Origin of the sequence: Pseudarthrobacter niigatensis, assembly GCF_030812615.1 — a bacterium.
GTDB lineage: Bacteria > Actinomycetota > Actinomycetes > Actinomycetales > Micrococcaceae > Arthrobacter > Arthrobacter niigatensis.
Window position 1 is genome coordinate 77,490 of the sequence record NZ_JAUSTB010000015.1, and the last position, 12,176, is coordinate 89,665.

General features: G+C 67.0%; 12 protein-coding genes. 5 read left to right on the forward strand and 7 right to left on the reverse strand.

All coding sequences use genetic code 11. From position 1 onward, the window contains the following. Positions 1-102: 102 nt before the first annotated feature. Positions 103-1,506 carry a class I SAM-dependent RNA methyltransferase gene (locus J2T23_RS17755; RefSeq protein WP_370871454.1) on the reverse strand — a complete coding sequence of 468 codons (1,404 nt, stop codon included), beginning with the start codon at positions 1,504-1,506 and terminating at the stop codon, positions 103-105. After that, entirely contained in the window at positions 1,503-3,479 is a 1,977-nt protein-coding gene (locus tag J2T23_RS17760; RefSeq protein WP_141160782.1) for an APC family permease, read from the reverse strand. The genes J2T23_RS17755 and J2T23_RS17760 overlap by 4 nt, the downstream gene beginning before the upstream one ends. 118 nt (positions 3,480-3,597) lie before the next feature. On the opposite strand from J2T23_RS17760, the gene J2T23_RS17765 reads away from it, so the two are divergent. Together J2T23_RS17765 and J2T23_RS17770 are read left to right on the forward strand one after the other, a co-directional pair. Continuing rightward, entirely contained in the window at positions 3,598-4,272 is a 675-nt protein-coding gene (locus tag J2T23_RS17765; RefSeq protein WP_141160783.1) for a potassium channel family protein, read from the forward strand. Then, positions 4,269-5,027 (forward strand): potassium channel family protein, encoded by a 759-nt coding sequence (locus J2T23_RS17770; RefSeq protein ID WP_307362133.1) that lies wholly within the window; start codon positions 4,269-4,271, stop codon positions 5,025-5,027. The genes J2T23_RS17765 and J2T23_RS17770 overlap by 4 nt, the downstream gene beginning before the upstream one ends. Here J2T23_RS17770 and J2T23_RS17775 read toward each other — a convergent pair. From J2T23_RS17775 to dut, 4 genes are all read right to left on the reverse strand, one after another. Further along, positions 5,024-5,767 carry a DUF3159 domain-containing protein gene (locus J2T23_RS17775; RefSeq protein ID WP_307362136.1) on the reverse strand — a complete coding sequence of 248 codons (744 nt, stop codon included), beginning with the start codon at positions 5,765-5,767 and terminating at the stop codon, positions 5,024-5,026. The genes J2T23_RS17770 and J2T23_RS17775 overlap by 4 nt on opposite strands. Beyond that, positions 5,764-6,015 carry a single stranded DNA-binding domain-containing protein gene (locus tag J2T23_RS17780; RefSeq protein WP_307362139.1) on the reverse strand — a complete coding sequence of 84 codons (252 nt, stop codon included), beginning with the start codon at positions 6,013-6,015 and terminating at the stop codon, positions 5,764-5,766. Before J2T23_RS17780 ends, J2T23_RS17775 begins: the two co-directional genes overlap by 4 nt. Before the next feature lie 100 nt (positions 6,016-6,115). Continuing rightward, positions 6,116-6,829: a DUF3710 domain-containing protein gene (locus J2T23_RS17785; protein WP_307362141.1), complete on the reverse strand. Its 714-nt coding sequence runs from the start codon at positions 6,827-6,829 to the stop codon at positions 6,116-6,118. Between the two features lie 108 nt (positions 6,830-6,937). Then, positions 6,938-7,456 carry a dUTP diphosphatase gene (gene dut, locus J2T23_RS17790; protein WP_141181281.1) on the reverse strand — a complete coding sequence of 173 codons (519 nt, stop codon included), beginning with the start codon at positions 7,454-7,456 and terminating at the stop codon, positions 6,938-6,940. Positions 7,457-7,571: 115 nt separating this feature from the next. On the opposite strand from dut, the gene J2T23_RS17795 reads away from it, so the two are divergent. The 3 genes from J2T23_RS17795 to J2T23_RS17805 all read left to right on the forward strand — a co-directional run bounded on the left by J2T23_RS17795 (position 7,572) and on the right by J2T23_RS17805 (position 10,236). Continuing rightward, positions 7,572-8,060 (forward strand): DUF3093 domain-containing protein, encoded by a 489-nt coding sequence (locus tag J2T23_RS17795; protein ID WP_141160788.1) that lies wholly within the window; start codon positions 7,572-7,574, stop codon positions 8,058-8,060. A gap of 130 nt (positions 8,061-8,190) precedes the next feature. Continuing rightward, positions 8,191-9,522, forward strand: coding sequence for a septation protein SepH (gene sepH / locus J2T23_RS17800; protein ID WP_307362144.1), 1,332 nt, complete (start codon positions 8,191-8,193; stop codon positions 9,520-9,522). A gap of 126 nt (positions 9,523-9,648) precedes the next feature. After that, entirely contained in the window at positions 9,649-10,236 is a 588-nt protein-coding gene (locus tag J2T23_RS17805) for a dihydrofolate reductase family protein (RefSeq protein WP_307362147.1), read from the forward strand. A gap of 43 nt (positions 10,237-10,279) precedes the next feature. Here the strand turns inward: J2T23_RS17805 and J2T23_RS17810 are convergent, their stop codons facing one another. Further along, entirely contained in the window at positions 10,280-11,749 is a 1,470-nt protein-coding gene (locus J2T23_RS17810) for an HNH endonuclease signature motif containing protein (RefSeq protein WP_307362150.1), read from the reverse strand. Positions 11,750-12,176: the final 427 nt, after the last annotated feature.

Here is a 12,176-nt window from a genome sequence, read left to right on the forward strand (position 1 = left end):
CCCTAAGTAGCTCAAGGGCCCGAAAATTTGCACACGGCCGGCCGAGAATTCGGGCGCGACGTGGGACTACTACGGCAATCGTAGTCGATAACCGCAGCGGCATCACGGAGCCGGAGCCAGCAATGCGACCGTCTCGAGGTGGTGGGTGTGGGGATACAGGTCGAAGGCCCGGAGCCCGGCGAGTCCCCACCCGGAGCGGCGGAAGTAACCGAGGTCACGTGCGAACGACGCCGGATCGCAGGACACGTAGGCGATGGCCCGGGGCTGGGCGGCCACGAGTTGCCCGACGACGGCTTTCCCGGCGCCGGCGCGGGGCGGGTCAAGGACCAGCGCGTCGAAATTCCGCGGTTTCTGGCGCAGGACCCGCTCCACGCGCCCTTGGACCACTTCCACCTGGGGCGAAGAATGCAGGTTCTTCCGGGCGTCGCGGCTTGTGCCCGGGGCCCCCTCGACCGAGAGGACGGATCCCGTCCCGCCTACGGCGTCCGCCATTACGGCGGTAAAGAGTCCCGCACCGGCGTAGAGATCAGCCACCACCGCACCGGGGTTGAGGTAGTCCCCCTGATGCAGGAATTCTGTGACAGCCCCCACAAGGGTCCCGGGCGCGTCGCGGTGGATCTGCCAGAAACCCTCGCCGGTCACCCGGTAGTCATGGCCGACGGCGGATTCCTGCACCCAGGTGCGCCCCCGGAGCTGCGCGACCGTGCCGGCCAGCGGATCGAAGGCGGCCACCGATGCCTCGGCCGGCAGCGCGGCGGCGATGGCCCGCAGCCGCTTGTCCTTGGTCCCGGGCGAAGGGGCCAGGAGCACCAGGGGGCGGGACCCGTTGGCCGGAGCGGCCACCTCCACCCGGTCGATGCCCTGCAGGTCCAGGTCCCAGAGGCGCAGGGCGTTGATGGCTTCGCTGGCAAGCGGCATCTCCCGCACCGGAACAATGTAGTCGGAACGGTGCGCGTGCATGCCCAGCCTGCCGCCGGGGGTGACCGAGAAACTGGCCCGCGTGCGCCATCCAAGGCCGGTGCCGCCGTCGTCCGCTTCCCCGACGGGTTCCACGGCACCGTTCCACACGGAGGGCACCTGCTCAAAGCCGGCAAGGCGGGTGAGCTGCTCGGCGAGGACGTCCGCCTTCAGGCTGCGCTGTTTGGCCAGGGTCATGTGCCCGAATTCGGCACCTCCCACCGGCGGGTGGCCGTGGCCCCAGGCACGCAGGGAATCTGCCACGTGCCAGAAGTGCTCCACCCGGTCCGGGGATGGATCGAGAACCTCGATGACGTCCGCGCGCCAGAATTTGGCATCGTCGCCCGCATCGGTCAGCCGGACCCGGACCTTCTCGCCTGGAACGGCGTGCCGGACAAAGACCACGCGGCCCTCATGGCGCGCCACGCAGTGCCCGCCGTGGGCTACCGGTCCGACGTCGAGCACGGCCTCCTGGCCGGTGTGGCCGGCCTGGTCCCCTTCCGCCGGAGCAGCTGCCGGCTGGATGGCGCGGGAAGTTCTGGTGCTCACTGGACGTCCTGGAGGTTCTTGGCTTCTTCGGAGGATTTGAGCTGCCAGGGAACGCTGGCCACCATGACGCCCGGTTCGAAGTGCAGCCGGGTCTTGATGCGGAGGGCTGTCTGGTTGTGCACCAGCTGCTCCCACCACTTACCCACCACGTACTCGGGGATGTACACCACCACCAGGTCCCGCGGGGAGTCGAGGCGCATTTGCTTGACGTAGTCCATGATCGGCGTGACGGTCTCGCGGTACGGGCTGGCGAGGACGGTCAGCGGCACCGGGATCTCAAGCTTTTCCCAGTCGGCGATGGTGTGCGCCGTCTCGTCCGGGTCGATGTCCACGGTGATGGCGTCCAGCCGGGAGGGGCGGGACGCGCGGGCGTATGCCAGGGCACGCAGGACGGGCTTCCGGACGTGCGAGACCAGCAGGACGGCGTGGACCCTGGTGGGCAGGGCGCGCGGTGAGGAGTCCTCGTCCACCGCGAGTTCCTTGGCGACATTGTCGTAGTGGGCCCGGATGCTCCACATGATCAGGAAGAGGATGAACATGGCCAGCAGCGCGATCCAGGCGCCCTGCTGGAATTTGGTGATCAGGACGATGACCAGCACCAGTCCGGTCATGCCGAAACCGATGCTGTTGATGGTCCGCGACTTGATCATCTTGCGCCGGACGGCCTTGTCCTTGGCCAGCTTCAGTTCGCGGCCCCAGTGCCGGATCATCCCGAGCTGGCTGAGGGTGAAGGAGATGAAGACGCCCACGATGTAGAGCTGGATCAGCTTGGTGACGTCGGCATCGAAGGAGATGATCAGGATCAGCGCGCCTGCCGCGAGGGCCAGTACGCCGTTGCTGAACGCGAGCCTGTCGCCGCGGGTGCGGAGCTGGCGGGGCAGGTAGCCGTCCTGGGCAAGGATGGAGCCCAGGACCGGGAAGCCGTTGAAGGCAGTGTTGGAAGCGAACACCAGGATGACGCCGGTGGCGGCCACCACGATGTAGAAGGGAATGCTGCCGGCGCCGAAGATCGTTTGCGCAATCTGGCTGATGGCCGGGTTCTGGATGTAGCCCTCGGGCAGCGGGTTCCCATTGAGCAGGAATTCCTTGGCCGGGTCCAGGACGATGTGGACCTTGGTGGCGTTGGCCAGGTAGATGATCCCGGCCAGCATGGCGGCGCCGATCATGCCCAGCAGCAGCAGGGTGGTGGCAGCGTTCCTGCTTTTGGGATGCCGGAAATTGGGGACGCCGTTGCTGATGGCTTCGACGCCGGTGAGCGCCGCGGCGCCGGAGGAGAAGGCCCGCAGCAGCAGGAACGCACCGGCCAGGCCCACCAGGCCCTGGTCGAAGCCCTCGGCGGGGACGATGGTGAACGCGGCCGACGGTGCCTGCCCCAACTGCCCGGTGGCGGCCTGGAACATGCCCACGGCCGTCATGCCCAGGATCGAGGCCATGAAGATGTACGTGGGGACCGCGAAGACGCTGCCCGCTTCCTTGATGCCGCGAAGGTTCACCAAGGCAAGGATCACGACGCCGATGGTGGCAATGATTGCCTGCTGGCCGTGCAGGGACGGGACAGCCGTGGTGAGGTAGGCCGCAGCCGAGGACATGGACACGGCAACCGTCAGGACGTAGTCCACCAGGAGGGCCGAGGCCACGGTCAGGCCGGCGTACTTTCCCATGTTCACATTGGCGATCTCGTAGTCGCCGCCGCCGGACGGGTAGGCGTGCACGTTCTGCCGGTAGGAGGCCACCACGGTCAGCAGCACCACCATGACGGCCAAGCCAACCCAGGGCGAGATGGCCACGGCGCTGACGCCGGCCAAAGCCAGGGTGAGCAGGATCTCGTCCGGTGCGTAGGCCACCGACGACAGGGCGTCGGACGCGAAAATCGGGAGGGCGATCTTCTTGGGGAGCAGGGTATGGGCCAGGCGGTCATTCCGGAAGGGCCTGCCCACCAGGACGCGTTTGACGGCGTTCAGTATTGTCAACACCCCACAAAGCTAGTCTGATTCGCGGTCGATGTCATGACGGGCGCCTGCCAGGCCTAACAGGTGCCATGCCGGTAGAGTTCTAGCTGCACGATCCTGACACAGATACAGAGGAGATACGGTGGCGCATTTCGTGATCATGGGATGTGGCCGGGTGGGGGCAACGCTGGCGCACACGCTGGAGGATGCCGGCCATTCCGTGGCCATCATCGACCAGGATGACCGCGCGTTCCGCCGGCTCCGCCAGGGCTTCACCGGCCGGAAGGTCACCGGTGTGGGCTTTGACCGGGAGACCCTTAAGCAGGCTGGCGTCGGCGAGGCCTACGCCTTCGCTGCCGTCTCCAGCGGTGATAACTCAAACATCCTGGCCACCCGTGTGGCCCGCGAAACCTTCCACGTCCCGCACGTCGTCGCCCGGATCTACGATCCGGGACGTGCCGAGATCTACCAGCGCCTGGGCATCCCCACGGTGGCCGCCGTCCGCTGGAGCGCGGACCAGGTGCTGCGCCGCATCCTTCCCGAACAGCACCTCGCCGGTGATTTCCGTGAACCTTCCGGGCGGCTGGTCCTGGCTGAACTGGACCTCGATGCCGGCTGGATTGGACACCGGATCAGCAGCATCGAAAAGGCTGCCGACGTCCGGGTGGCCTATGTGACCCGCTTCGGCGAGGGCCTGCTCCCTGACGCTGGAACGGCGTACCAGGACGGGGACACCGTGCACGCCATGCTGCAGGTGGACCGCAGCGCCCAGATCGCCCAGATCCTCGCCAAAGCCCCTGCCAAGGAGTACCAGTGAAAGTCGTTATCGTCGGCGCCGGCAGCGTCGGATCATCCATTGCCCGGGAACTGCTGGCGCACAAGCACGAGATCCTGCTGATCGACCTCAAGCCCGAGGTGATCGGCCGGAGCGGGCTCAGGGGCGCCCACTGGCTGGTAGGCGACGCCTGCGAACTCTCCACCCTGCAGGGCGCCAAGGTGGAGGACGCCGACGTCGTGGTCTCCGCAACCGGCGACGACAAGGTCAACCTGGTGGTGTCCCTGCTCGCAAAGACTGAGTTTGGGGTGGGCCGCACCGTGGGCCGGGTCAACAACCCGAAGAACGACTGGATGTTCAACGATTCCTGGGGCGTCGATGTGGCTGTCAACACGCCGCAGCTGATGACCGCCCTGGTGGAGGAGGCGGTGGAGATCGGCGACCTGGTCCGCCTGCTGACGCTGCAGACCGGGGTGGCTTCACTGGTGGAATTCACCGTGCCCCATGATTCCCACGTGATCGGCATGACGGTGGGAGACATCCACTGGCCCGAGGACGCCACCCTGGTGGCGATCCTGCGCGACCAGGCACCCATCACGCCCAGCCGGGACGACGTCATCGACGGCGGGGATGAGCTCTTCTTCGTGACCACCATTGCGGCCGAGGACAGGCTGCGTGAGCTCCTCTCCTCCGCCCCGGGCAGCATTGACACCGGGGAGCGGGCCGCGGGCGACGCCGGGCCGGCCGCCGCGGCCAGCCACGGCCACACGCAGGACGACGACGGCTTCGACGGTTAGTCCGCCGGCGCGGTTTTGGGTGCCGGCCGGGTTACCAGCCAGGCCACCCAGATGCCCAGGATGTACAACGGTGCGCCCATGATGAGGCGGGTGGTAGCCAGTGCGGCCAGCCCGTCCGTGCCCATGAGGTAGAGCGGCACCTGGACGATGAGCCGGAGGGCCAGGACTGCCACGATGATCCACGTGCCCAGGCGGTAGGCCTTGACCCGGGACGGTTCCTTGCGCCACTCCACGCCCTCGTTGCGGATGAAGCCGAAGAGGAGGCCGGCCACGGGCCACTTGACCGCAATGGAGAGAACCATCGCCAGGATGTACGCGCCGTTCGTGAAGAAACCGGGAAGGTAGAAATCCTCTGCCTTGCCGGTGGTGTTGGCCAGCCACGCGGAAATACCGACGCCGGCCACGCCCGCCAGCGCCTGGGTCAGCGGACGCCGCTGCACCAGCCGGACAACGGTGAAGATGGCGGCCGAAGCCAGGGCGGCCACCAGGGACAGGCTGAGTTCGCGTGTGACGTTGAAGGCGACCAGGAAGACCAGGCCGGGAACGATGCTCTCGGCAATGCCCTGCACTCCCCCAGCGCTCCGGAGGACGTCCACCTGTCCGTCATGGGTACGGTGAAGTCCGGCTTTGACCGCGTACCCGGCGGCCAGTCCTGCAACCGGAGATGGGCCGGCATCCTGCGGCCCGGTCCTGCCGGGGTTCTCGGGGCCGGTTGGCTGTTCGGGCTGGTGCTCGGTCATTCGTTCTCCTGGCGGGACAGAATCTCGTAGCGGGGGTTGAAGATGGTGGGCATGTCCTTGCCGCGGGCCAGCATCCCCTCAACCCGGATTTCCGCACCGGCTTCGATGCCCGGAACCCGGCGGCGGCCCAGCCAGACAACACGGAGCCTCGGGGGCCTGCCCTGCCCCGGTCCGGCGGGACGGACAGCGTCGTCCTCCGTGACGATGGCGCTGAATTCGGCCGTCCGGTCGGCCGGGACGAATGTCACTGATTCGATATGCCCCTGGCACAGGACCCTGCCCCGGTCCGGCAACTGGCCCAGAGGAGTGATTCCACGTCCCGCCTGCGCGCTGCCGTTCTCCGGGGACTTAGCCGATCTGGGTGATTTCGGGACCACGTTCGGGCTCCTCCAAAGTGGTCGCGGCGGGCGGAGGAGTGGTTGAGGCATCCTTGGGCAGCCGCAGCTGCAAGAGGTCGCGCGGCGGCATGGGGCTGTCTCCGCGGACCACCACGACCTGCCGGAACAGGGCCTCGAGCGGCCCGGCGGCCGGGCGTTCCAGCGCCGCGGGTCCACCCAGGACACCGCGCAGGAACCAGCGGGGTCCGTCCACGCCGATGAACCGGGCCACGCGGTAGCCCTGGCTGCCATCGGGCAGCCCGGCCGGCAGCTTGGCCACCAGTTCCGTGCCGAAGGCGCCTTCCACTTCCTCAACCTGTCCGCCCTGCGCGCCCACCGACTGGCCGATCTGTTCGCGGATCTCGTCCCACAGTGTTTCCGTCTTGGGGGCGGCGAAGGCCTGAAGCTGGAGGCTGGAGCCGTTCAGGTCCAGGGTGACTGCCACCACCCGCTGGGTGGCTTCTTCCACCTCAAGGCGGAGCTGGAGGCCCTCGCTCGGGGTGATCAGCAGGGCGCCCAGGTCAACGAAGCCGTCACGGCTGCTGATTTCAGCCTCGTCGAAGGGGCCGTCCTGGCGGCGGGCAGCGGTGCCCGGTTCGCCTTCCCCGTCCTCTGCAATCGTCAGTTCTTCAGCCGGCTGCGCCGGTTCTTCGTTCTTTGCTTTCCTGCCGAGCCCAAAGACCATGGGTGACTCCTTATTCCTGAAAATGTGCCAGTTCTGGATGGTGCCGGTGGGACCCGTGGAGGTCCCGCCGTCGTACGTGCTGGCGTGGCAGCGGGTGCGTTTGCGGGGTCAGGCCCCAGGAACGGTGAATCCGCCCGTGGACCCGAAACCGCCCGTGCCGCGCACGGAACCGCTCAATTCGCTGACAGGAATGAACTGGGCGTACTCAACCCGCTGGATGACCATTTGGGCAATTCTATCGCCGCGCCGCAGCTCTATCGGCTGGGACGAGTCGGTATTCAGGAGGGTCACCGAGATCTCGCCCCGGTAGCCCGCGTCCACGGTGCCTGGAGCGTTGACAATGGTCAGGCCGTGCTTGGTGGCCAGGCCCGAGCGGGGGTGGATCAGCGCCACGAAACCCTCCGGCAGCGCAATCGCGACGCCGGTGGGAACCAGCTTGCGCTCCCCGGGGAGCAGGACAACATCCTCGCGGGCACGCAGGTCCGCGCCGGCGTCACCCGGATGTGCGTAGGACGGCGCTTCCAGGTCCGGATCCAGCATTTTCAACTGGACCTGGAGAGTGGGGACAGCAGGCGCTGGCAATGCTGTGTCCGGGGCAATGTCTACCGTGGCGGGATGATCAGTCACAGTCACTCACTCTAACCCGCGCCCACGGAACAGTCCTAAGGAACCCGTGGTGGGCGGACCTCCCGGCGGCTCCACCCAAGGTGAAATAGCGGGCCAAAGGTGGAAAGCTTGGCCTATGCCCGAATCAAGCTCGCCCGCGTCCGTTCCCAGCACACCCTCCGCCGGGGCACCCGTCATCTACCGGGAGAAGCTGTGGCCCAACGCCTGGATCTGGGTCATCGCTGCCGGTGTTTCCGCAGCAGGCATCCTGGTCTTCGCACCCATCAGCATGGCGGCGGGCTACACAGCGGCATTGATACTGCTGGCCATCATTACGGCGCTCCTGGTCCTTTCCACCCCCGCCATTACCGTCACGGCGGATGCCCTCACGGTTGGACGGGCCACCATCGAACGCCGGTTCGTGGGAAGCGTTCAGCACTTTGAAGCCGGCGAAGCGACGGCGGAACGCGGCACCCGGCTCAACGGCCTGGCCTACCTTTGCATCCGCGGCTGGATCGATCCCGTGGTGAAAATCGAAATCACGGACCCTGCCGACCAAACCCCCTACTGGCTGGCTTCCACCCGGCATCCGGACAAGCTGACGGCCGCCCTGGCCACGCCATAACGCTGCCTTCACTCCACGTCCGGGCCCGGATCCGGCGGAAAATCACGGCGCGCCCTGTTCCTTGAGCCAATTCAGCGCTGCCGGGTGGCAGAGTTTCGATTGATAGTAATGCCAGGGTGGAGGATTTTGTATGCAGGATCTACGGCTTGTAGGCGTGCACGACGACGGGACGCATCTCCTGTTGAGCGGGGCCGGCGGCGAGATGTTCCAGCTGCCGATCGATGAAGCCCTCAGGACGGCCAGCCGGTCCACGGCCAAACCGCGGATGGAGCGGCCAGCCGTTCCGATGTCTCCACGGGACATCCAGGCCCGGATCCGCGCCGGCGCCACCGCTGCCGACGTAGCGGAACTGTCCGGCATGCCGCTGGCCAAAGTGGAGCGCTACGAGGGCCCGGTCCTTGCTGAGCGCGAGTACGTTGCACAGCAGGCACGGAAGGTTGAAGTCGCGGCACCATCCCCCGGCCATGACGCATTCCGGTCCGCGTTTGGCGACAACCCGGCAACCCTGGACGACATGGTGGCCCACCGCCTCTCTGCGCATGGCATCGACCCCGCCACCGTGGAATGGGACTCCTGGCGGCGCCAGGACGGCACCTGGACAGTCTCGGCAAACTTTGAGGCAAAACCCGGCGGGACCACCGGCATTGGAGAAGAGCCGCCTGCGCTCTGGACCTTCAGCCCAGGACGCAAGTCGCTTCAGAACACCAACCGCTGGGCCCAGCAGTTGAGCGAACTCGAACCGTTGGATGGCCCCGTTCCGGCCCGCCGCCTCACTGCGGTTTCCGACCGCCCGTTCGATTTTGAAACTGACGCGGACAGCGCAAAGGCATCTCCCGGCAGCCAGGGTCCTGCCCAGGACCCCGGGACGGAATCCGACGGGCTCCTGGACATGCTCCGGTCACGGCGCGGCCAGCGGCTGGGTGTGGACGAGGATTCGGACGACGCCCTGGCGCTGCTCCTGGCGCACGGCGTACCGGCTGCCCACCCACGGCCTTCCGAGGTGGTCGCCGAGGCGCCGGCCGAGCCGGAACCGGAAGAAACCGAACCACAGGACGGGCCGCAGGAAGCACCGGCAGCGCAGGGTGATTCGTTCATCCGCCGCCGAGATGCGAGGCCGTCGATGTTGTCCCGGCTGAGCCTGCTTCCGCCGCACCGGGATGGCAACGACGACGCCCTGCGGCTTCACGACGGCGTCAGCACCGACACCCGGGAAATCACCATTGCGGCGTCCCCACAAAAGCCCTCCGGTTCCGCGCCTGCTGCCGGATCCGGCAATTCCGGCGGGGCCGGCCTGGATGAACTGCTGGGCAGCAATCCCCGCCGTCCGGCACCCAAGCAAAACGATGCGTCCCCCTCCACCGGGCAGTTGCCGGAGACCGAAGCCCCGGAGCGCCCTGCCCGGCCCAAGCGTTCCAGTGTCCCGTCCTGGGACGAAATCGTGTTCGGCACACGGAGCGATTAGGACCTTTCCTTCGTCCCGTTCCCGGGGGTAGTTCCTGCCACTGCTGCATGTTAGGCTCCCCGCACCCGATCGGTCAGAAGCTGCACCTACCCCTGGAGGTTCGCTGTGCCGGACACCACCTGCCACATGTCAATGTCCCTGGACGGGTTCGTCGCCGGGCCCGACCAAAGCCGCGAGAACCCGCTGGGCAAGCGGGGGCTGGAACTCCACGGCTGGCACATCGGCGATCCCCGCGCCAATGAGGCCAACGGGATCGCGGCTGATTGGCTGATGCGACCGCGGGGCGCCTACGTGATGGGCCGGAACATGTTTGGTCCGGTCCGCGGGGACTGGGACGAGGAATGGAGTGGATGGTGGGGCCCCGAGCCGCCTTACCATGCACCGGTGTTCGTCCTTACGCATTACCCGCATGATCCGATCCAGATGGAGGGAGGGACAACCTTCCACTTCGTCACTGACGGCTTCGAGGCGGCGTACGCTGCGGCGCTCGATGCGGCCGGCGGCAAGGGCGTTGATATTGCGGGAGGGGCGTCCACGGTCCGGCAGGCATTGGCGGCTGGGGTGGTTGACGAACTGACCCTCGACATCGCACCAGTGCTGCTCGGATCAGGTGAGCGGATCTTCGATGGGATTGCGTCCTTCGATTTCGAACCCGTTGAGGTGCTCCACTCTCCCCTGGCCACCCACATCCGCTACCGCCGGACGCACCAGTAGCTGTCAGCGTTGCTTAGCCGGCGGCCCGCTGCAAGCGGGTGCATCACACGGCAAGGTACTGGACGAGGGCATCTTCCAGAAGGCTCTGTTCTCCATGTCTGTTGCCGGCCCCGGGCAATAACCCGGACGGCCACCCCTTCGGCCAGTGGGGTGGTTCCCAGTCCTGGTGTTCGCCGGCGTAGTGCCGGCCTGTGGGTGAAGTCCAGCCTGGTGGTTCGTTCTTGGTGGCGGGGGTGGGTTTCCAGCCGGTGGTGTGTCGGAGTTTGTGGTGTTTCGGGCAGGGCTGTCCCAGGTTGCGGATTCCGGTGGTGCCGCCGTTGGCCCAGGCGAGGAGGTGGTCGGCCTCGTTGTCGAGGGAGTGGTTGCTGCAACCGGGGAACGGGCATTTGGCGTCCCGCATCCTTAGCCAGGCTCGCATGGCTTTCGTGAGGCGGTAGCTGGTCCTGCCGATTTCCAGCGGCGCCCCGTCCCGCGGGTCCACCAGGACCCGGTGGAACGACTCACTGCCGCCCGCAACCAGGTCCCTGGCCATCGAAGCCGGGATCGGCCCGTACCCGTCCAGCATTGCCGGTTCACCGGTCACGCCCAGCAACGAGAACACGGGAACGGTGACCAGCACCTGCGCCCTTATTGATGTCGGCGGGACATCGGTTTCTTCAACGCTGCCGGCCGCGGTACCACTGGCGTCCGTGCTGGCGGGAATCCCGCTGCCCAGAACCGCGGACGCGAACAGGTCGGCGCGGAGTTGGGTCATGGTCCGGGTCTCGTCCGGGCCCTGCAGGGACCGGGCCTCGGCGGTAAGCCGGTTCCAGCCCGCCACCGCCTTATCCGCGGGCAGGCACGCGCTAAGCCAGGCCATCCCGTCCCGGTCAGGCCGGAACTCCACCCGCCGCTCCACCACCCCCTGGGCGTGCCGCGTCTCGATCGACTCCGCATGGTGGCGTTCCCGCCACGTCCGTGCCTTGGCCCGAAACCGGTGCGCCGGCAACTCCCCGACCGGGCAACCCCGCGCACCATCCGACACTCCAGGGTCCAGGAAATGCGCCTCCAACGCCGCCGCCCCGGCAGCATCCAGGCCAGCGGCTTCATCGGCCATCACCACCGCGTGCTGCCACGAAACCGTCCCGGCCCGCAACGCCGCCAACGTCAGCGGCAACCCGGCAGTCAAGGCATGGGAGGTGGCCAGGAACGACCCCGCGGCCCGCGGCCCCAACACCAACACACACCCGATCTCCGCCGCGACCGCCATCTCCTGCGCCACCACCGGCACATCCGGACCCGCAACGGCACAAGCAGACTCCGAATACTTCACCGCCGCCTTCGCCTTCAACGCCGCGAACCCGGCCTCCACCTCCCGCGCACCAGCCAGAACATCCAGGCACCCATCCGCCAAACCAGCCAGAGGGTCAACCGCAGAAAACGGTAAGGAGCCTTGGCCGTCAACCTCCGCGTTCAGCACGGCGAGGGCAGACCTGATGTCCGCATAAGCCTTGGCCACCGCTGCTGTCCCCATAAAGCCATCATGACAAGGGGGTCTGACAATTACACGGGCATCATCGGAGTAAATCAGCCGACGGGGTCACGGGGGTCAGGTGGGCACCGTAGCCCTGTGTTTCGACTTCGCCGGACAGCCCTACGCATTTTGGGTCTGCTTCCCTAGATCAATACCAACCGTGACAGATCGGTCCTGGCGCCGCTATCCGTAGCAGGGAAACCATGTTGAGCGCCTCAGCCAGGGCCCGCCGGCGTGCAGACGGGACAGACTCCCCCGGTACCTTTGAAGCGGCCCCCAAGCAAACATCGGCGGGTCCATCGTGGAACTGCTAACGGGTCTCGAGGAGGACCGGGACTGTCTGAATAACGGTGGATCCACAGTTGGCCTGACACGCCGGGCGTTGCCTGGCGGGGAGGACTGATCATGAGCGACACCATGGATCCCA

Excerpts from the sequence above, each read along its gene's own strand:
- J2T23_RS17775 (WP_307362136.1), bottom strand. The coding sequence starts at position 5,767 with ATGACCGAGCACCAGCCCGAACAGCCAACCGGCCCCGAGAACCCCGGC.
- sepH (WP_307362144.1), top strand. The coding sequence starts at position 8,191 with ATGCAGGATCTACGGCTTGTAGGCGTGCACGACGACGGGACGCATCTC.
- J2T23_RS17810 (WP_307362150.1), bottom strand. The coding sequence starts at position 11,749 with ATGGGGACAGCAGCGGTGGCCAAGGCTTATGCGGACATCAGGTCTGCC.
- J2T23_RS17785 (WP_307362141.1), bottom strand. The coding sequence starts at position 6,829 with ATGGTCTTTGGGCTCGGCAGGAAAGCAAAGAACGAAGAACCGGCGCAG.
- J2T23_RS17805 (WP_307362147.1), top strand. The coding sequence starts at position 9,649 with ATGTCAATGTCCCTGGACGGGTTCGTCGCCGGGCCCGACCAAAGCCGC.
- J2T23_RS17795 (WP_141160788.1), top strand. The coding sequence starts at position 7,572 with ATGCCCGAATCAAGCTCGCCCGCGTCCGTTCCCAGCACACCCTCCGCC.